This window comes from Kitasatospora sp. NPDC059673 (genome assembly GCF_042734215.1).
GTDB lineage: Bacteria > Actinomycetota > Actinomycetes > Streptomycetales > Streptomycetaceae > Kitasatospora.
In genome coordinates this window covers 264,021-281,491 of record NZ_JBHWEN010000006.1, presented here as the reverse complement: position 1 = coordinate 281,491, position 17,471 = coordinate 264,021, and the positions used below count along the sequence as shown (strand labels likewise).

The 17,471-nt window shown below is 72.9% G+C and carries 18 protein-coding genes, 1 tRNA gene and 1 pseudogene; 12 read left to right on the top strand and 8 right to left on the bottom strand.

Annotation, left to right across the window (positions count from 1 at the left end; all coding sequences use genetic code 11):
• Window positions 1-26: 26 nt before the first annotated feature.
• Entirely contained in the window at window positions 27-869 is an 843-nt protein-coding gene (locus ACFV18_RS10625; RefSeq protein WP_380481516.1) for an HAD family hydrolase, read from the top strand.
• A 54-nt stretch (window positions 870-923) separates the two neighbouring features.
• Here ACFV18_RS10625 and ACFV18_RS10620 read toward each other — a convergent pair whose 3' ends face one another.
• Window positions 924-1,142, bottom strand: coding sequence for a zinc ribbon domain-containing protein (locus tag ACFV18_RS10620; protein ID WP_380481514.1), 219 nt, complete (start codon window positions 1,140-1,142; stop codon window positions 924-926).
• 570 nt (window positions 1,143-1,712) lie between these two features.
• Window positions 1,713-2,972, bottom strand: coding sequence for a hypothetical protein (locus tag ACFV18_RS10615; RefSeq protein ID WP_380481513.1), 1,260 nt, complete (start codon window positions 2,970-2,972; stop codon window positions 1,713-1,715).
• Between the two features lie 173 nt (window positions 2,973-3,145).
• Between ACFV18_RS10615 and ACFV18_RS10610 the strand changes: the two genes are divergently transcribed.
• The 4 genes from ACFV18_RS10610 to ACFV18_RS10595 all read left to right on the top strand — a co-directional run bounded on the left by ACFV18_RS10610 (window position 3,146) and on the right by ACFV18_RS10595 (window position 5,214).
• Window positions 3,146-3,217 (top strand) — tRNA-Val (locus ACFV18_RS10610).
• A gap of 106 nt (window positions 3,218-3,323) precedes the next feature.
• Window positions 3,324-3,668: a hypothetical protein gene (locus tag ACFV18_RS10605; protein ID WP_380481512.1), complete on the top strand. Its 345-nt coding sequence runs from the start codon at window positions 3,324-3,326 to the stop codon at window positions 3,666-3,668.
• Between the two features lie 74 nt (window positions 3,669-3,742).
• Window positions 3,743-4,645 carry a flavoprotein gene (locus tag ACFV18_RS10600; protein WP_380481510.1) on the top strand — a complete coding sequence of 301 codons (903 nt, stop codon included), beginning with the start codon at window positions 3,743-3,745 and terminating at the stop codon, window positions 4,643-4,645.
• Complete coding sequence (locus ACFV18_RS10595) at window positions 4,642-5,214, top strand: class IV adenylate cyclase (RefSeq protein WP_380481509.1); 573 nt, start codon at window positions 4,642-4,644, stop codon at window positions 5,212-5,214. Before ACFV18_RS10600 ends, ACFV18_RS10595 begins: the two co-directional genes overlap by 4 nt.
• 5 nt (window positions 5,215-5,219) lie before the next feature.
• Here ACFV18_RS10595 and ACFV18_RS10590 read toward each other — a convergent pair whose 3' ends face one another.
• A complete protein-coding gene (locus ACFV18_RS10590) occupies window positions 5,220-6,116 on the bottom strand; it encodes an acyltransferase (protein ID WP_380481507.1) in 897 nt (298 codons plus the stop codon).
• A 338-nt stretch (window positions 6,117-6,454) separates the two neighbouring features.
• On the opposite strand from ACFV18_RS10590, the gene ACFV18_RS10585 reads away from it, so the two are divergent.
• Complete coding sequence (locus ACFV18_RS10585) at window positions 6,455-8,020, top strand: APC family permease (RefSeq protein WP_380481505.1); 1,566 nt, start codon at window positions 6,455-6,457, stop codon at window positions 8,018-8,020.
• A gap of 232 nt (window positions 8,021-8,252) precedes the next feature.
• On the opposite strand, the gene ACFV18_RS10580 is transcribed toward ACFV18_RS10585, so the two are convergent.
• Window positions 8,253-8,903 (bottom strand): NAD(P)-dependent oxidoreductase, encoded by a 651-nt coding sequence (locus ACFV18_RS10580; RefSeq protein WP_380481503.1) that lies wholly within the window; start codon window positions 8,901-8,903, stop codon window positions 8,253-8,255.
• Between the two features lie 314 nt (window positions 8,904-9,217).
• Between ACFV18_RS10580 and ACFV18_RS10575 the strand changes: the two genes are divergently transcribed.
• Window positions 9,218-10,033: a serine protease gene (locus ACFV18_RS10575; protein WP_380481501.1), complete on the top strand. Its 816-nt coding sequence runs from the start codon at window positions 9,218-9,220 to the stop codon at window positions 10,031-10,033.
• A gap of 65 nt (window positions 10,034-10,098) precedes the next feature.
• On the opposite strand, the gene ACFV18_RS10570 is transcribed toward ACFV18_RS10575, so the two are convergent.
• Window positions 10,099-11,517, bottom strand: a complete 1,419-nt coding sequence (locus ACFV18_RS10570) for an aldehyde dehydrogenase family protein (protein ID WP_380481499.1) — start codon at window positions 11,515-11,517, stop codon at window positions 10,099-10,101.
• 65 nt (window positions 11,518-11,582) lie between these two features.
• Between ACFV18_RS10570 and ACFV18_RS10565 the strand changes: the two genes are divergently transcribed.
• Complete coding sequence (locus tag ACFV18_RS10565) at window positions 11,583-12,263, top strand: TetR/AcrR family transcriptional regulator (protein WP_380481497.1); 681 nt, start codon at window positions 11,583-11,585, stop codon at window positions 12,261-12,263.
• Window positions 12,264-12,343: 80 nt separating this feature from the next.
• Here ACFV18_RS10565 and ACFV18_RS10560 read toward each other — a convergent pair.
• Window positions 12,344-12,514 (bottom strand): annotated as a pseudogene (locus tag ACFV18_RS10560) (epimerase); the annotation flags it as partial.
• Between the two features lie 50 nt (window positions 12,515-12,564).
• On the opposite strand from ACFV18_RS10560, the gene ACFV18_RS10555 reads away from it, so the two are divergent.
• From ACFV18_RS10555 to ACFV18_RS10545, 3 genes are all read left to right on the top strand, one after another.
• Window positions 12,565-13,161 carry a TetR/AcrR family transcriptional regulator gene (locus ACFV18_RS10555; protein ID WP_380481495.1) on the top strand — a complete coding sequence of 199 codons (597 nt, stop codon included), beginning with the start codon at window positions 12,565-12,567 and terminating at the stop codon, window positions 13,159-13,161.
• On the top strand, window positions 13,161-14,801 hold the full coding sequence (locus ACFV18_RS10550) for an isovaleryl-CoA dehydrogenase (RefSeq protein ID WP_380481493.1): 1,641 nt from the start codon (window positions 13,161-13,163) through the stop codon (window positions 14,799-14,801). Before ACFV18_RS10555 ends, ACFV18_RS10550 begins: the two co-directional genes overlap by 1 nt.
• Window positions 14,802-14,897: 96 nt before the next feature.
• A complete protein-coding gene (locus ACFV18_RS10545; protein ID WP_380481491.1) occupies window positions 14,898-15,383 on the top strand; it encodes a hypothetical protein in 486 nt (161 codons plus the stop codon).
• On the opposite strand, the gene ACFV18_RS10540 is transcribed toward ACFV18_RS10545, so the two are convergent.
• Entirely contained in the window at window positions 15,352-15,588 is a 237-nt protein-coding gene (locus tag ACFV18_RS10540; RefSeq protein WP_380481489.1) for a DUF2277 domain-containing protein, read from the bottom strand. The two genes, ACFV18_RS10545 and ACFV18_RS10540, sit on opposite strands and share 32 nt — an antisense overlap.
• A 263-nt stretch (window positions 15,589-15,851) precedes the next feature.
• On the opposite strand from ACFV18_RS10540, the gene ACFV18_RS10535 reads away from it, so the two are divergent.
• Window positions 15,852-16,775, top strand: a complete 924-nt coding sequence (locus ACFV18_RS10535; protein WP_380481487.1) for an SDR family oxidoreductase — start codon at window positions 15,852-15,854, stop codon at window positions 16,773-16,775.
• A 1-nt stretch (window position 16,776) separates the two neighbouring features.
• On the opposite strand, the gene ACFV18_RS10530 is transcribed toward ACFV18_RS10535, so the two are convergent.
• A complete protein-coding gene (locus ACFV18_RS10530) occupies window positions 16,777-17,436 on the bottom strand; it encodes a 4'-phosphopantetheinyl transferase family protein (RefSeq protein WP_380481486.1) in 660 nt (219 codons plus the stop codon).
• Window positions 17,437-17,471 lie beyond the last annotated feature (35 nt).

The window sequence follows — 17,471 nt, the reverse complement described above, 5'->3', positions numbered from 1 at the left end:
GCCCCCGACCGAAGGAGACCCCGCCCGTGCCGCAGTTCCTGGTCGCCAGCGACCTCGACCGCACCCTCGTCTACTCCAACCGCGCGCTCGCCCTGGACGTGCCCGACCGGCTCGCCCCGCGACTGCTCTCAGTGGAGGTGCACGACGGCAAGGCGCTCTCCTTCATGACCGAGACGGCCGCCGAACTGCTCGCCGAACTCGCCGAGCAGACCCCCGTCGTCCCGATCACCACCCGCACCCGCACCCAGTACGAGCGGATCAACCTCCCCGGCCCCACCCCCGGCTGGATCCCCCCGTACGCGGTCTGCGCCAACGGCGGCCACCTGCTGGTCGACGGGGTGCCCGACGCCGACTGGCAGCACGAGATCCGCACCCGGCTGGACGCCGCCAGTGCCCCGCTGCCCGAGGTCGTCGAACACCTCGCCATCACCGCCGACCCCGAGTGGACACACAAGCGGCGGGTCGCCGACGAGCTGTTCGCCTACCTGGTGGTCGAACGCGCCGCACTCCCCGCCGGCTGGATCGACGACCTCACCGCCTGGTGCGCCGAACGCGGCTGGACGGTCTCCCTCCAGGGCCGCAAGGTCTACGCGGTGCCCGCACCGCTGTCCAAGAGCGCCGCACTCGCCGAGGTCCGCCGCCGCACCGGCGCGCAGACGGTCCTCGCCGCCGGCGACTCACTGCTCGACGCGGACCTGCTGCTCACCGCCGACCACGGCTGGCGACCCGGCCACGGCGAACTCGCCGAGACCGGGTGGAGCGCCGGCGGCGTCACCGCGCTCACCGAGATCGGCGTCGCGGCGGGTGAGGAGATCCTCCGACAGATGCTGGCCCGGGTCCGCGCGGGAGAGGTCGCTGTCGTGGGCTGATGAGTCGTGGGCTGATGAGTCGTGGGTTGATGACGCGTGGCCGGTGCGCGCCGGTCAGCCGCAGCAGCCACCCCCGCAGCAGCCACCGCCCCCGCCGCCCGGGGCCGGGGCGGCGGCGCCGGACGCGCCACCCGTCACGGCGACGGTCGACAGCAGCTTCACGGTGTCGGGGTGGCCCTCCGGGCAGACGGCCGGGTCGTTGGCCTGGGCCATCGGGCGGCTGAGTTCGAAGGTGGCGCCGCAGGAGCGGCAGCGGAAGTCGTAGCGAGGCATGGTCAGCAGGGTACCGAGAGGTGACTGCGTGTCGGCGCCCGCTTGCCCGCCGTCGGCGGGGGCGCGGGGACAGTGACGCGGGGACGGTACGGCGAGTGGCTCGATCGGGGCGGCGAGCCGACCGGGGGTGGCGCTCGCGGTGGGGCGGGTTGGGCCGGGCTGGGTCGGGGGGACGGGGTCGGTGCGGCGGGTGCCGTCGGAGAGCAGGGGGACGGGGTCGGCGGGCGACCGCTCGGGTGCCGGGCCGCGGCTTCGCCGGCCGTCGCTTCGCCGGCCGCCCATGTGTCTGTTCCGGGCTGCCGTCCCGGCGTTCGATCGGAGAGCAGGCGGACGGGGTCGGCGGGCGACCGCTCGGGTGCCGGGCCGCGGCTTCGCAGGCCGCCGCTTCGCCAGCTGCCCATGTGCCTGTTCCGGGCTGCCGTCCCGGCGTTCGATCGGAGAGCAGGCGGACGGGGTCGGCGGGCGACCGCTCGGGTGCCGGGCCGCGGCTTCGCCAGCCGTCACTTCGCCGGCCGTCGCTTCGCCGGCCGCCCATGCGTCCGCCCGCCCGGCTGCCGGCCCGGCGTTCGCTCAGTGGCCGCGGATCATCGTGACCACCTCGGCCGCCGTCTCCCGCACCGCCGCCAGCTCGGTCAGGAACTGCCAGTAGTCGGGGTGCCGGCCGGCCTGCTCCAGCGAGGCGACTGCGCGGTCCAGACGGGCCACCGCCGCGTCCAGCGGGCCGGCGTGCCGGGGGTCCGGCGCCTGGCGGCCGGCCATCGCCAGCCGCTGGGCGTCGCGCAGCGCGAAGCGGGCCCGTTCGATCTCGCGCTGCGGATCGTGCTGCACCTCGTTCAGCTGCCGCAGCCGCTCGTTGACTGCCGTCACCGAGCCCTCGGCGGTCTCCAGCAGCGCCCGCACGGTGCCGATCGCCGCCGTGGCGTCCGCCCAGCGCTGGTCGCCCCGGGCCCGCACCGCGTCGGTCAGCCGCGACCTGGCCGTCCGCACTGCGTCCGCGGTCTGCGCCGAGACGTTCTGCAGGTCCTGCCAGCAGGCCATCGAGAACCGCCGCCGCAACTCGCTCAGCGCGGGCTCCACCGTGCCAGCCCGGTTCTCCAGCGCGTCGATCCTGGTCCGCAGGGTGCCCACCCGACGGTCGATCTCGCCGGCCCGCTCGGGCAGCTTCGCCGCCTCCGCCCGCACCTCCTCCGCCCGCCGCACCACGTCCTCCGCGCGCTGCAGCGTGGCCGGCACGCCGTGCTGCGAGACGCCCTGGTTCAGCCTGGTCAGCTCCGGCGCGAGCTCGGCCAGCCGGGCCGCCAGATCGTCCGCCTTCAACCCCGCGTCCCGGGCCTGATCCAGCGCGACACTCGCCGCCAGCAGCGCCTGCTTGGCCCGCTCCACCGCCGGCGTCACCCGGATCAGCTGCGCCTCGGCGTGCTCCACCAGCGGCTGCAGGCGGCTGACGAAGGTGCCCAGCTCGGCACGCTTGGAGTCCAGCTCACGCTTGGCCTGCTCCAGCTGCTGCTTGGCCCGGAACGCCGCCGAGGGGTCCAGCTCGGCCGCCTCCAGGTCCACCGCGTCCAGCGCCCCCAGGTACGCCACCGTCACCTGGTCGATCCGGGCCACCAGCTCCGCGTACTCCTGCTCCACCCGGCGGGAGGTGGCCGGCTCGCCCGCCGACTTCACCGTCTCCACTGCGAGCAGCGCGTCCCGCTGCGCCGAATCCAGCTCGTAGAACGACTCCTGCGCCGCCTCCCGGGCCGCCCTGGCGTCCGCGCGCGCGCCGTCCCGCCAGCCGCCGCCCCACCAGCCGCCCCGACCCCCGCCACCGCCGCCGGCCACCCTCACCACGTGCTCCCTGCTCCGTCCCGTCCCGCCACTCCACCGCCATTCTTCCCGATCACCCACCCCGCCGGGCACCCCCCGACAACACCCCCTCCCCCCAGGGGCGGCGAACCACTCCCGGGACCAGGTAGTCTGTCCATTCGTCGTGCGACCGGCCCACCGGTCCACTTCGATGCGGGCGCATAGCTCAGCGGTAGAGCGCCGCCCTTACAAGGCGGATGTCGGCGGTTCGAAACCGTCTGCGCCCACTCCGAAAGTTGCAGGTCAGAGGCCCTTCCACCCACCCGGTGGAGGGGCCTTCGGCGTTGCGGCACGGGTCGGGCCACGGCGGCGGGCCCACCGGGGAGGGTACGAATGGTGAGCGAGTTCCTCATGGACGCGGACGAGCGGATGCTGGAGTTCTTCTCCGAGATCGCCGACGTCCTCCAGACCTTCGGCATCACCAGGGCCGAGGCCGTGGCCCGGGTGAACCACGCCTGGGGAAACGAGAAGTTCGACCCCTACCCCGACCTGATGTGCCACGAGGAACCCGAGTACTGGGCCCACGGCATGTACTACGACGACGGCAAGGGCCAGGGCGGGCTGGTGCCGTACTGGGAGCAGAGCCCCGACCGCAGCACCTGGCAGATCGTCCCGCCACCGCCCGCCGACTCCCCGGCCTGGACGCTGCCCCGGCCACAAGCTGCTCACCGGCGCTGACACCCGCCCCGGCGGTTCCCCAGCAGTGGCGGCGGGGATTGCGGGGGTGGGTGGCGGGCCGGTTGCATGGGGGGATGGAGAGTGGTGGGGCCGGGCGGCCGGTGGTGTATCTGTTCGGGGCGGCGGCGGGGGCGGTGTTCGGGCTCCCTGACGTGGTGCGGGACGCGCGGGGGCGGGGCTGGGAGGTGGCGGTCGGGCTGACGCCGGCGGCGCGGGGGTGGTTGGAGGCGCAGCTGCCGGGGCTGGAGGAGCTGACCGGGTATCCGGTGAAGTCGGCGTACCGGTGGCCGGGGCAGCCGGATGTGCTGCCGGTGCCGGACGTGGTGCTGTTCGCTCCGGCGACGTTCAACTCGTTCAACAGTCTGGCGCTCGGTCTCACCACTTCCTGGGTGGTCGGCTGTGCGGCCGAGGCGCTCGGCAAGGGCATCCCGGTGGTGGTGATGCCGTGTGTGAACACGGCCCTCGCCGCGCACCCGCAGTTCGCCCGCAGCGTGGCGACCCTGCGTGAGGCGGGCGTGCACGTCCTGCTCGGCGAGGACGGTTTCGTGCCGAACGAGCCGGGCACCGGCGACGCCCGCCCGTTCCCGTGGGACGCCGCGCTGCGGACGGTGGACCGGGTGCTGGGCGGGCCGGAGGAGCGCCGTGCGGAGTGGGCGGCCCTGGCGGAGCACTGGGGTCCGGCGTGGGACCACGGCTGGGTGGGGACGTCGATGGGCGACCTGCTGCGCCTGGCCCTCGCCGAGCCCGGGTTGGCCGAGCTGTGGCCGTGTACGTCGATGAACCAGCTGCGCCTGTCGAGGAGCCGGGACTTCCGCGACGCCGGCGGCGAATCGTTCCCGGCCGTCGCCGCCTGGCAGGGCGGCTACCGGGTCCTGGCCGCGCCGGCCTGGGAGGGGGCCGAGACGGTGCTGGAGACGACCGACCCGGCGGAGGCGCTGGCGTGCCTGCTGGGGTTGCTGGACCGGCCGGGCCGATGACGATCGAGGCGGAGCTGAAGGCCCGGGTGCGGGAGCCGGACGGGCTGGTGGGGCGGTTGACGGCCTGGGCGGGCGCGCCGGGGCGGGCCGAGGTGTACCGGGACGTGTACTTCGACCGGCCGGGTGGGGAGCTGACGGCGGGCGGGGCCGAGTTGCGGGTGCGGACGGTGACGGGGGCGGCCGGGACGCGGACGGTGCTGACGTACAAGGGTGCGGCGGTGGACGAGGCGTCGGGGTCGAAGCCGGAGACCGAGACGGTGGTGGCCGATCCGGTGGCGTTGCGGGCGATCCTGCGCGGCAGCGGGCTGGTGGAGACGATCGCGTTCGAGAAGCGGTGCCGGAACTGGGAGCTGACCGAGGACGGCCGCCCGCTGCTGGCCACGGTGGTGGAGGTGCCGGAGCTGGCCGGGGTGTTCCTGGAGGTGGAGACCCCGGCGGCGGACGCGGCGGAGCTGCCGTCCGCGCTGGCGGCCGTCCGCCGTGCGCTGCGCCGGCTCGGTGTCGCGGACGCGGACCTGACCACCGAGCTGTACACGGACGCCGTGGCCAGGACGAGAAACCAGGCCTGACACCTTCACAGCAGCTTGCGTGGGCCGACGGAAGGAAGGAGGTCGGAGGCGTCGCGGTAGGGGTGGAGGAGATCGTGCGCGCCGCGGAGCCTGGCGCTGAGGCGGGTGGGGAGGACGAGGGTCCAGAGCAGGCCTTCGCCGCCGGGGCCCTCGACCAGCCAGGAGCTCCAAGGGAGTTGGAGGGTGGCGGCGGGGCTGAAGGCGATCGGGCGGTGGCCGGCCAGGGGGAGCTGGTGCAGGCCGAGGCGGCACCAGCTGGAGATGGTGAGGGCGCGGCGGGCGGGGTCGAAGCCGGCGGGGACGCAGTCGGTGATCCGCTCGCGGCCGATGCGTTGCAGGAAGCGCTGGTTGCTGCGCAGGGAGAGGTGCGGTGCGGTGAACTCCTCGACGGCGGTGCGCAGCTCGGCGGCGTACTGGGCGGGGGTGGTGCCGGGGCGCCAGGGCAGGCGGATCTCGCCGAGCAGGTTGCCGAGGGCGCCGGTGCCGTCGGCGAGGCGGGTGGGCCGGACGGTGAGCAGTGGCAGGCGGGTCTGCCGGGCTTCGGCGGCGCGGACGTGGTCGACCAGGCCGCTCGCGGGCAGTGCCGTCCGGTCGAAGGCCTCGGTGATGGTGTGGGGGGAGTCGGCGACGGTGAAGGGGACGCCGGAGTCGTCGGTGGCGATCCAGAGCTCGCCGTCGGGGGTGGTGCGCAGGCGCCCGGCGAATTCGGGGAGCCGGGCGAGGGCGAGGGCGAGGCCGGTGGCGAGGGCGTCGGCGTCGAGCGGCCGGTCGTGGAAGAGGACGACGGAGACGGGGAGGTCGGCGAGCAGCAGGTCGCCGACGGAGCAGCGGACGGGCCCTGGTCCGGGGCGGCCGGCCCGGACGGTGCGGATTTCGGTGTCGGACGTCGGTGCGCCGGTCATACCGGTCCCCTCCCCGGAGTGACGGGGGAACCCTGGGGGCCCGCAGGCGGGGGAACCAGAGGTGTCCGAACGGTCGCTGACGCGTCGTCCGGGAGGCCGGTTCCGATCCCGGGGAGGTATGTGGCGTTTCTCATACTGATGCCCGAAAGGGCCGAAACGGGGTGAGGTGCGGTTTTCGTCCCGGGTTCATACGCCGTTCACAGGGCCGAAACGAAGGCGAATTGCGCTAGAGGATCATGCAATCAATGGAAACTGAGCCTATCATCGGATGAAACGCAGGCGAACGACGGGCTTCTGCCGTGGTCTGCTGCGGAAATAGTCGGAGTTACGGTTCCCGCATGGTTCAGCTCCACAATCGCCCGCGGGCCGGCGCCGACGGCGTCGCCGGGTCGGACGCTTCGCACGGTGTCCGCTCCAAGGGCCTCAACAGCAACTCGGTGGGCCTGCTGGGCAACGCCGTGATCGGCGTGTCCACGGTCGCCCCGGTGTACTGCCTGACGACGACGCTGGGCACCACCGTGGCCGCCGTCGGCCTGCAGATGCCGGCCCTCTTCCTGGCCGGCTTCCTGCCGATGATGCTGGTGGCCTTCGCCTATCGGGAGCTGAACAAAGCGATCCCCGACAGCGGCACCTCCTTCACCTGGACGGTGAAGGCGTTCGGCCCGAAGATCGGCTGGATGTGCGGCTGGGGCCTGGTGATCGCCACGATCATCGTGCTGTCCAACCTCGCGGGCGTCGCCACCGAGTACCTGTACCTGCTGCTCGGCGAGATCACCCGCAGCGACTCGGTCGCCGCGCTCAACGACAACAAGCTGGTGCACGTGGTCACCTGCCTGGGTCTGATCGCGATCGCGACGATGATCAGCTACCGCGGCATGACCGCCACCAAGGGTGTCCAATACGCCCTGGTGGGCCTTCAACTCCTCGTCCTCGGCCTGTTCGGCGTGATGGCGGTCGTCAAGGCCACCGGCAACGGCGCTGCCGGGTCGCTGCACTTCTCCTGGAGCTGGCTCAACCCGTTCGCGGCCAGCTCCTTCACCGCGTTCGTGGCCGGCCTGTCGCTGTCGCTGTTCATGTACTGGGGCTGGGACGCCTGTCTGAGCGCCAACGAGGAGACCGGCGGCAGCCACAAGACCCCCGGCCGGGCCGCGATGCTCGCCATGGTGGTGCTGGTCGGCTCCTACCTGTTCACCGCCGTCGCGGTGCAGATGTACGCGGGTGTCGGCACCACCGGCACCGGCCTGGGCAACCCCGAGACCTCCTCCAACGTGCTCGCCGTGCTGGCCGGCCCGGTGATGGGCCCGGTCCTCGGCGTGCTGCTGTTCGTCGCCGTGCTGGCCTCCGCCTCCGCCAGCCTGCAGACCACGTTCATCCCGGTCAGCCGTACCGTGCTGGCGATGAGCGTGTACGAGGCGCTGCCGTCCTCCTTCACCGAGGTCAACGATCGCTACAAGACCCCGGGCCGGGCGATCATCACCGCCGGTGTCGGCACCGGCGCGTTCTACACCGTGATGACCCTGGTCAGCTCGCACGTGCTGGCCGACACCATCGCCGCGCTGACGCTGATGATCTGCTTCTACTACTCGCTGACCGCGTTCGCCTGCGCCTGGTACTTCCGCGGCGACCTGCGGAACTCGGTCCGTGACGCGGTGCTCAAGGTGATCTTCCCGCTGATCGGCGGGCTCACCCTGGCCGCGATCTTCGGCAAGTCGATGGTCGACATGATCGACCCGTCCTACGGCAGCGGCAGCTCCGTGTTCGGCATCGGCAGCGTCTTCGTGGTCGGCGCCGGCCTGCTGGCGGTCGGCCTGGTCGCGATGGCCGTGATGACGCGCCGCAGCCCCGCGTTCTTCCGCGGCGAGGTGCTTACGCGTGACACTCCGGCGCTGGTGATCCCCGACTGAGCCGGCGAGGCAGGTGGGTGCGACGACAGGGGCGCGGGGAACTGCGCGACAAGCGCCGGCCGGTCCGTAAGGTCGCCAGCAGTGTTCAAGTTATTGCCTGCGTCGCGACCTTGCGGTTGGGTGCCTTCCGCTTCGCGCAGTTCTCCCCCAGCCCTGGCGGGCCGGGAGGTACCCCCACGCGCCCCTGTCGTCGCACCCACCTGCGTTCGTCAGCTCGCGCTCCCAAGGCCTCTCAGTAGGCGACGGTGAAACGCTCGCCGATGTGCTTCGGGTGCTCGATCTCGTCCAGCAGCGCCACCGCGTAGTCCTCGGTGGAGATCCGGCTCTCGCCGTCGGCGCCGATCAGCAGGTCCTCCAGGCCCTCGCGGTAGCTGCCGGTGCGCTCGCCGGGGGTGATGGTGGCTGCGGGGGACAGGCTGGTCCAGCGCAGGTCGGTGACGGTGCGCAGGAAGTCCAGTGCGTCGCCGTGCGCGTGCATGATCTGCAGCAGGAATTCCGGCAGGCCCTCGGTGTCCCACACCTGCTTGCCGTCGGGGGTGCGCAGCGAGCCCGCGCCGCCCACCGCGATCAGTCGCGGCGTGTCGGTGCCCAGCGTGCGCAGGCCCGCCACCAGCGACTTGGCGGACGGGGCGATCAGGGCCTGGTGGCCCGGGCCGTCGCCGCCGCCGACCGCGCTGACCACCACGGCCGACCCCTTGGCGTGCTCGGCCACCGACGCCGGGTCCAGTACGTCCCCGACCGCCACCGTGAGCGCCGGGTGGGAGACCGTCAGCTTTGCCGGGTCGCGGACCACGGCGGTGACGGTGTGGCCGCGGCGAAGCGCCTCGTCCAGTACGCGGGAGCCGATGGTGCCGGTGGCGCCGTACAGGGTGATGGTGCTCATGGGGGTGTCTCCTCTGCCGTTTTCCGTCTGCTGTTCGACCGTACGGCGGGGCTTGGCCGGTCGGCGAGGTGCCGGGCCGACAGGTCGTGGTGAAAAACGGACACCGGGGGGCGCTGGTCGGAGGTGGGGGGCGAGGGCGGCGAGGGGGGCTCTCCCCCGGGCGGGCTGCTGTCGTGGAAAGCCTTTGCTGGAGGGTGAGTTGATGCGTCCTTGCGGGAAATCCGGGCGTGTGACGACTCTTGACATAGTGTCATGGGCGCGCCAATTTAGGGGAACCCCAGTGGGACCCCCACATCCCTGAGAGGCACACCCCCATGAAGAAGCCGCTCATCGGCGCGCTCGGCACCGTCCTGCTCGCCGGGACCGCCCTGGTGACCGCCACCCCCGCGTCCGCCGTCACCGTCAACCTGGCCGGGACGGTCGCGCTCAGCAACTGCTCCGGCTCGCTGATCCGGATGCCCAACTCCGTGGACACCGACCCCGGACTGATCCTCACCAACGGCCACTGCCTGGAGACCGGCATGCCGTCCCCCGGCCAGGTGATCACCAACAAGGCGTCCACCCGCAGCTTCACCCTGCTCAGCGGCAGCGGCAGCAGCCTCGGCACGGTGCGCGCCAACCGGGTCGTCTACTCGACGATGACCGACACCGACGTCACCATCTACCGGCTGACCACCAGCTACGCGAGCATCAAGAACACCTACGGGATCTCGCCGCTGACCATGTCCACCACCCATCCGGTGGCAGGCAGCGCCATCAAGGTGCCCTCCGGTTACTGGAAGACCATCTACTCCTGCAACGTGGACGGCTTCGCCTACCGCCTCAAGGAGAGCAGCTGGACCTTCAAGGACTCGCTGCGCTACACCTCCGGCTGCAACATCATCGGCGGCACTTCCGGCTCCCCGGTGGTCGACGTCAACACCGGCCAGGTCGTCGCCGTGAACAACACAAGCAACGAGGACGGCCAGACCTGCACGCTCAACAACCCGTGCGAGGTGGACCAGAACGGCGCGGTGACCATACACCCCGGCATCGGCTACGCCCAGGAGACCTACACCATCCCGAACTGCTTCGCCCCCGGCAACGTGCTCGACCTGACTCGGGCAGGCTGCGTGCTGCCCCGCCCGTAGCCGAGCCCACCGCGCGCAGCCACCCGCGAATCCCCTCCGCGGGTGGCTGCGCGCGTTCCGGGCTGCTACAGGAGCCGGCGCAGCAGCCGGGACTTGGCCTCGGTGAACGGCGGGTAGGCGACCCGCAGGGTGTCCAGCGCCAGCGGCTTGGAGAGCACCGCCTTGGTGTGGCTGAACGTCTCCAGCGAGTACCGGCCGTGGTAGCCGCCCTGGCCGCTCTCGCCGACCCCGCCGAACGGCAGCCCGGGGACGGAGAGATGGGCGTTCGGGACGCCGAAGGCCAGCGCCCCCGAGGAGGTCTCGGCGGTCAGCCGGCGCCGGGTGTGCGCGGAGGCGGTGAAGGCGTACAGCGCCAGCGGCTTGTCCCGGGCGGTGATGAACGCGATCGCGGCGTCCAGGTCGGGCACCCGGACGATCGGCAGGACGGGGCCGAAGATCTCCCCGCGCATCACCGGCGCGTCCGGGGCGACGTCGGCCAGCACGGTCGGGGCGAGGTAGCGGGTGGCGCGGTCGTGCTCGCCGCCGGTGACGGTCCGGCCGTCCGCCAGCAGCGCCGTCAGCCGGTCGAAGTGGCGCTCGTTGACGATCCGCCCGTAGTCCGGGCTGCCGGCCGGGTCCTCGCCGTACATCTCCCGGACGGCGGCGGCCAGTTCGGTCTCCAGCGCGGGCGCGGCGTCCCCGATCGCGAGGACGTAGTCGGGGGCGACGCAGGTCTGGCCGGCGTTCATGAACTTGCCCCAGGCGATCCGGCGGGCCGCTGCGGCCAGGTCGGCTCCGGGCTCGACGACCGCCGGGCTCTTGCCGCCCAACTCCAGTGTGACGGGGGTGAGATGGCGGGCGGCGGCGGTCATCACGATCCGGCCGACCGTGCCGTTGCCGGTGTAGAAGATGTGGTCGAAGCGCTGCTCCAGCAGGGCGGTGGTCTCCGGCACGCCGCCCTCGACCACGGCCACGGCCTGCGGGTCGAGGGCGCGCGGCAGCCAGTGCGCGAGCGCCGCCGAGGTGGCCGGGGCGAGCTCGCTGGGCTTGACCACCGCGCAGTTGCCCGCCGCGATCGCACCGACCAGCGGGGTCAGCGCCAGCTGCAGCGGGTAGTTCCACGGGCTGATCACCAGCACCGTGCCCAGCGGCTCGCGCACCGTGCGGGCCCGGGCGGGCGCCAGCGAGAGCGGCACCGGCACCCGGCGCGGGCGCAGCCAGCGGCCGAGGTGGCGCAGGGTGTGGTCGATCTCCTTGACGGTGAGTCCGATCTCGGTGAGGTACGCCTCGGTCGGGCTCTTGCCGAGATCGGCCTTCAGAGCGGCCGCGAACGCTTCCTCCTGCTCGATCAACAGGCCGCGCAGCGCCCGGAGTTGGGCCTTGCGCCAGGCGAGCGGCCTGGTCCGGCCGGTGGCGAAGGTGGCGTTCAGGCGGGCGACGGTCGCGGCCGGGTCGGCCTGATCGGCGGTCTGGGTGGGCGTGGAAACGCCGGTGGGAGCGTTCATGCCGTCGAGCATAAACGAAACGAAGTGTTTTCGTTTCGTTTTGGGTTCACCCGTAGGCTGGGCGCATGACCCGCATCGCACCCTCCGCCACCCCGGACGGCCCGCGCGCCTTCCCGCGCCGCGGCCGCCCCCGCGACGCCGCACGCGACCGGGCCATCCTGGACGCCACCCTGGCCGTCCTCGCCGAGAGCGGCTACGGCGCGCTGACCACCGCCGCGGTCGCCGCCCGCGCGGGCGTCTCCACCGCCACCCTCTACCGTCGCTGGTCCTCCAAGGACGAACTGGTGATCGCCGCCGCCACCACCCGCGTCGAGGACGTCTACGCCCAGCCCGACACCGGCAGCCTCGAAGGCGACCTGCGGATCCTGCTGCGCGACAAGGCCGCCGCGCTCACCGGCGAGGGCGGGCGCCTGATGCAGGCCCTGGTCGGCGAGGCCGCGCAGAACACCGCCCTCGCCGACGCCCTCACCGCCGCCTTCCTGGAGCCCGTGCACCAGCGGGTCGTCGAGGCGGTCCGGCGGGCTGCGGAGCGAGGCGAGATCCCGCCGGTGGTGGAGGTGGATCTGCTCGGTGCGGTGGTGGTCGGCCCGCTGATGAGCCGCTTTCTGCTGATGCCGCGCCCCGACCAGGTGGACGCGGCGACCGCGCAGGCCGTGGCCGACCGCCTGCTTCCGTTCGCGCTGCGGGCGGTCGGCGGGCGGGGGCAGGCAGTGCCCGAAACGGCGGAACGCTCAGCGCCAAGCTGATCACCGGCAGCAGACTCGGTCCCGCCTCCTCGGCCTCAGGGCCGCTGATCGCCGCCTCTTACTGCCTGGACCAGGTCGGCACGGGTCCGCAGCGTGTTCGATTCCTCCTGCGCCCGCTCCCAGGCCTTGGCGATCTCGACGCTGTAGGCCCAGTACGGCGGGACGCCCGGCTCGGTGCCGCCGAGCAGGCCGGTGGTCTCGTCGTTGGCCGCGTCGAAGCGGTGGGCGTAGAGGGTGGCGGTGCTCATCTCTCCGGTCCGGGTCCTTCCTGAAGCGCTGAATCGGTGCTTCAATTCTTTGTGTGGCCTACCGACGCACCGCCGCCGTCCAGGCCCGGCTCGACGGTCAGCGCGAGGCCGTCCTGCGGGCCGCCGTCTCGCTGCTCGCCGAGCGCGGGTATGCCGGGTGCTCGATGGCGGCCGTCGCCGATCGGGCGGGGATCGCCACCGGCAGCATGTATCAGCACTTCGACGGCAAGGCCGATCTCGCCGTCACCCTGTTCCGCACCGTCTGCGGCCGGGAGATCGCCGCCGTCACCGAGGCCGCCGAGCGTGCCGCCGATCCGCTGGACGGCGTCGCCGCGGTGGTCGCCACCTTCGCCGCCCGGGCGCTGAAGTCGCCCCGGCTGGCGTACGCGCTGCTCGCCGAACCGGCCGACCGGGTGGTCGAGGCCGAGCGTCTGGTGTTCCGGCGGGCGTTCCGGGACTTGATCGCCGGCTGCGTGGACCGGGCCGTGGCGAACGGCCAACTCCCGGCCCAGCGTGCCGAACTGACCGCCGCCGCGATCGTCGGCGCGGTCGGTGAGGCGCTGGTCGGGCCGCTCACCGACGGGCAGCCGCCGGAGACCGTACTGCCCGAGCTCGTCACCTTCACCCTGCGCGCCCTGGGAGGGCACTGATGGCAAGCACGCACGAGGTCACCAACCAGGTGCCCGACCCGTTCGGACACGACGTCGCCGAGGACCCGACCATGCTGGCCGCCCTGCACCGGGCCGGCGCCGACTGGGCCACCGGGGAACTCCACGCCCTCGGCCGGCTGGCCGGCACCGAGCAGGCCGCCGACTGGGCCCGGCTCGCCAACGACAACCCGCCGGTGCTGCGCACCCACGACCGCTACGGCCACCGCATCGACGAGGTCGAATTCCACCCGTACTGGCACGAGTTGATGCGCACGGCCGTCGAGCACGGCCTGCACGCCACCCCCTGGCAGGACGAGCGGCCCGGCGCGCACACCGCCCGGGCCGCCAAGTTCTACGTCTGGGGTCAGGTCGAGGCCGGACACACCTGCCCGATCTCGATGACCTACGCCTCCGTCCCGGCCCTGCGCACCAGCCCCGAACTCGCCGCCGCCTACGAGCCGTTGCTGGCCGCCCGGGAGTACGACTTCGGGCTGCGCGAGCCGCACGGCAAGCGCGGGCTGATCGCCGGCATGTCGATGACCGAGAAGCAGGGCGGCTCCGACGTCCGCACCAACACCACCCGCGCCGTCCCGGCCGGCGACGGCACCTACCGGCTCACCGGCCACAAGTGGTTCACCTCCGCCCCCATGTCCGATCTGTTCCTGACGCTCGCCCAGGCGCCCGGCGGACTCTCCTGCTTCGTGCTGCCCCGGGTGCTGCCCGACGGCAGCCGCAACGCGCTGCGCCTGCAACGGCTCAAGGACAAGCTCGGCAACAAGTCCAACGCCTCCTCGGAGATCGAGTACGAGGACGCGGTGGGCTGGCTGGTCGGCGAAGAGGGCCGCGGCGTGCGCACCATCATCGAGATGGTCAACATGACCCGCCTGGACTGCACCATCGGCGCCGCCTCCGCGATGCGCTACGGCGCGCTGCGCGCCCTGCACCACGCGACTCACCGGCACGCGTTCGGCAAGCCGCTGGTCGAACAGCCGCTGATGCGCAACGTCCTCGCCGATCTGATCGTCGAGTCGGAGGCCGCCACCGCGGTCGCCATGCGGCTCGCCGAGGCCACCGATCGCGCGCTGGCCGGCGACGAACAGGAGGCCCGCTTCCGCCGCCTGGGCCTGGCCGTCGCCAAGTACTGGGTGTGCAAGCGCGGCCCCGGGCACGCCGCCGAGGCGCTCGAATGCCTGGGCGGCAACGGCTACGTCGAGGAGTCCGGCATGCCCCGGCTCTACCGGGAGGCCCCGCTGGTGTCGATCTGGGAGGGCTCCGGGAACGTCGCCGCCCTCGACGCGCTGCGGGCGATGGCCCGGCAGCCGGAGTCGGTGGCCGCCGTGTTCGCCGAACTCGACGCAGCGAGCGGACGCGACCGCCACTTCGACACCGCCGTCGCCGACCTCCGCAAGGACCTCGCCGACCCCGAGCACCTCGAATACCGCACCCGCCACCTGGTCGAACGCCTCGCCCTCACCCTCCAGGCCTCCCTCCTCCTCCGGCACGGCCACCCCGCCGTCGCCGAGGCCTTCACCACCACCCGCCTCGCCGGCCACTCCGGCCTCGCCTACGGCACCCTGCCCACCGGCGTCGACACGGAGGCGATCCTCACCCGCATCCCGTCGCTCCCCACCGGCGCGTAGGGCCGTGCCCTGGTCCGGGGCCCGGCCGGGCCCCGGATAAGCGCTGCTAGCGTGGCGGACGATTTCTTTCCGTGGTTTTGAAGGGTTGCGGCGGCGATGGCCAAGTTTCTGCTGAGTCTGCATCTGGTGGTCGCCGTGCTGGCCGTCGGTCCGGTCGCGGTGGCGGTGAGCATGTTCCCGCGGAAGGCGAAGGCCGCGCTGGTGGCGGGGCCCGAGCAGGCCACGGCGCAGGCCTCGGTGCGTTTGCTGCACCGGATCAGCAACCTCTACGCGCTGATCGGGATCGCGGTGCCGCTGCTGGGCGTCGGTACGGCGCAGGCGATGGGGGTGCTGGGCAATGCCTGGCTGATCACCTCGATCGTGCTGACGGCCGTCGCCGCGGGTGTGCTGCTGCTGTTCGTGCTGCCCGGCCAGCAGGCCACCGTGGACGCGCTGGACGCGACCGAGAACCAGGAGGCGGAGACCACCCGGGCCACCGGCATGCTGAAGATGCTGCCGATGACCGCGGGCCTGTTCAACCTGCTGTGGGTGGTCGTCCTGGTGCTGATGGTCATCCGGCCGGGGTCGACGAACGGGGCGTGACGCCGCGTACCTCCAGCCCGGCCAGCAGTTCGGCGGTGGCGGCCGCGACGGCGGCCACCGCCGCGTCGAACACCTCCCGGTTGTGCGCGGCGGGAGCCCGGAAGCCGGAGATCTTCCGGACGTACTGGAGTGCCGCCGCGTGCACGTCCTCGGGCGTGGCCTCGGGCGTCATCGGCGGGCGGAGCGTCTTGATGCTTCGGCACATGCCTCCAGTCTGCTCCGCCCCACCGACACTCAGCGGGGGAGTTGCCGCAACGGCGCCAGTAGCCGCTTGGGGTGCGGATCCGGCGTGCCGTCTCTCGTCGCCGCGTCCGGGGTGCACGCGGGACTCCTGGAGGTGCTGCGGCGGATGTGAGTGCGGGGCCGGCCGGGGGTACGCGTGAACTCCCGGATGCGCCAAGCCCGTTGTGTCAGTGGCGGGTGCGAGAGTGGTGGCGGCCACCGTTGTCGCACCGCAGGGAGTAGCCCATGACGTCCTCGCATCCTTCGCTCACCGGAAAGGTCGCCCTGATCGCGGGCGGTACCCGTGGCGCCGGCCGCGCCATCGCCGTGCAGCTCGGTGCCGCCGGGGCGACGGTGTACGTCACCGGCCGCAGCGCGCAGGGGCAGCGTTCGGAGTACGACCGGCCCGAGACGCTGGAGGAGACCGCCGCGCTGGTCGACCAGGCCGGCGGGACGGGTGTCGCGGTGCGGGTCGATCACAGCGACCCGGCGCAGGTCGCGGCGCTCGCCGCCCGGCTGGAGGAGGAGCAGGGCCGGCTCGACGTGCTGGTCAACGACATCTGGGGCGGCGAGGGCAGTTTCGCCTGGGACTCCCCGCTGTGGGAGGACGACCTCGACCGCGGCCTGAAGCTGCTGCACCGCGCCGTCGACACGCACCTCATCACCAGCCACCACCTGCTGCCGCTGCTGCTGCGCCGCCCCGGCGGGCTGGTGGTGGAGATGACCGACGGCACCGCCGAGTACAACGCGACGCGCTACCGGGTGTCCCTCTTCTACGACCTGGCCAAGGCGTCGGTGCTGCGGATGGCCTTCGCGCTCGGCCACGAGCTCGGCCCGCGCGGGGCGACGGCGGTGGCGGTGACGCCCGGGTGGATGCGCTCGGAGATCATGCTGGAGCACTTCGGCGTCACCGAGGAGACGTGGCGCCGGGCCGTCGAGCAGGAGCCGCAGTTCGCGATCTCCGAGTCCCCGGCGTACGTGGGTCGCGGCATCGCGCACCTGGCCGCCGACCCGGAGCGGGCGCGGTGGAACGGCCGGTCCACCTCCAGCGGCGAGCTGGCCCGGCACTACGGCTTCACCGACCTCGACGGCAGCCGCCCCGACTCCTGGGCGCTGCTGGTGGACGCCGAGAAGCCGGGAGCCGCGCCGAACCCGGAGGACTATCGGTAGGTCACAGCGTGCCCAGCGTCGGCGGCAGGGTGGCGGCCGCCGTGAACATCGCCTGTTCGGTGGTGAGTTCGAGGTAGTGCAGGTCGCCGTGCCGGTGCTGGACGGGCGGGTCGAGGGGGAGTGCGGACAGGTCGAGCTCGGGCAGGCTGTCGAGGGTGGCCCGCCCGAGCTTGATCAGCGCCTCCTTGCGCACCCATTGGCGCAGGAACGCCCGGGTCGGGTCGGGGTGCCGGGCGACGAGTTCGGCCTCGGCGGGCGTGAGCACGTGCCGCAGGGTGGCCGGGTCGGTGGTGCGCGGGCCGAGGTGTTCGACGTCCACGCCGATCGGGACGGGGCCGGCCGCGGCGGCGATGATCCCGCCGGTGTGGGACAGGCTCAGGTGGGTGCCGGGGCGGTCGGTGAGCAGCGGCCGGCCGTGCCCGGTGCGGCCGCAGCCGGGGCACTGCTGGCCGAAGGCGATCTCGGCGGGGTCGATGCCGAGGTGCGCGGCCGCGCAGTAGCGGACCAGCAGGTGGGCGGCGAGGTAGTCGTCGCGGTCGGCCTGGCGGCGGAAGCGGTCGGCGCGTTCGCGTTCGACGTCGGTGAGCAGCCGCTCGTCGGCGTCCGGCCGGGCGAGGACGTCGGCAGTGGTGGCGAGCAGGGCGAGCGGGTGGTTCGACACGGGTCTCCTTGTCCGGGCGGGCGCTGTCATTGGTG

What these genes read in the sequence shown, in the direction of transcription:
- ACFV18_RS10565 (WP_380481497.1), top strand. Translation starts at nt 11,583, where the DNA reads ATGACCCGCATCGCACCCTCCGCCACCCCGGACGGCCCGCGCGCCTTC.
- ACFV18_RS10585 (WP_380481505.1), top strand. Translation starts at nt 6,455, where the DNA reads ATGGTTCAGCTCCACAATCGCCCGCGGGCCGGCGCCGACGGCGTCGCC.
- ACFV18_RS10550 (WP_380481493.1), top strand. Translation starts at nt 13,161, where the DNA reads ATGGCAAGCACGCACGAGGTCACCAACCAGGTGCCCGACCCGTTCGGA.
- ACFV18_RS10580 (WP_380481503.1), bottom strand. Translation starts at nt 8,903, where the DNA reads ATGAGCACCATCACCCTGTACGGCGCCACCGGCACCATCGGCTCCCGC.
- ACFV18_RS10595 (WP_380481509.1), top strand. Translation starts at nt 4,642, where the DNA reads ATGACGATCGAGGCGGAGCTGAAGGCCCGGGTGCGGGAGCCGGACGGG.
- ACFV18_RS10605 (WP_380481512.1), top strand. Translation starts at nt 3,324, where the DNA reads ATGGTGAGCGAGTTCCTCATGGACGCGGACGAGCGGATGCTGGAGTTC.
- ACFV18_RS10545 (WP_380481491.1), top strand. Translation starts at nt 14,898, where the DNA reads ATGGCCAAGTTTCTGCTGAGTCTGCATCTGGTGGTCGCCGTGCTGGCC.
- ACFV18_RS10540 (WP_380481489.1), bottom strand. Translation starts at nt 15,588, where the DNA reads ATGTGCCGAAGCATCAAGACGCTCCGCCCGCCGATGACGCCCGAGGCC.
- ACFV18_RS10575 (WP_380481501.1), top strand. Translation starts at nt 9,218, where the DNA reads ATGAAGAAGCCGCTCATCGGCGCGCTCGGCACCGTCCTGCTCGCCGGG.
- ACFV18_RS10600 (WP_380481510.1), top strand. Translation starts at nt 3,743, where the DNA reads ATGGAGAGTGGTGGGGCCGGGCGGCCGGTGGTGTATCTGTTCGGGGCG.
- ACFV18_RS10535 (WP_380481487.1), top strand. Translation starts at nt 15,852, where the DNA reads ATGACGTCCTCGCATCCTTCGCTCACCGGAAAGGTCGCCCTGATCGCG.
- ACFV18_RS10570 (WP_380481499.1), bottom strand. Translation starts at nt 11,517, where the DNA reads ATGAACGCTCCCACCGGCGTTTCCACGCCCACCCAGACCGCCGATCAG.
- ACFV18_RS10590 (WP_380481507.1), bottom strand. Translation starts at nt 6,116, where the DNA reads ATGACCGGCGCACCGACGTCCGACACCGAAATCCGCACCGTCCGGGCC.
- ACFV18_RS10620 (WP_380481514.1), bottom strand. Translation starts at nt 1,142, where the DNA reads ATGCCTCGCTACGACTTCCGCTGCCGCTCCTGCGGCGCCACCTTCGAA.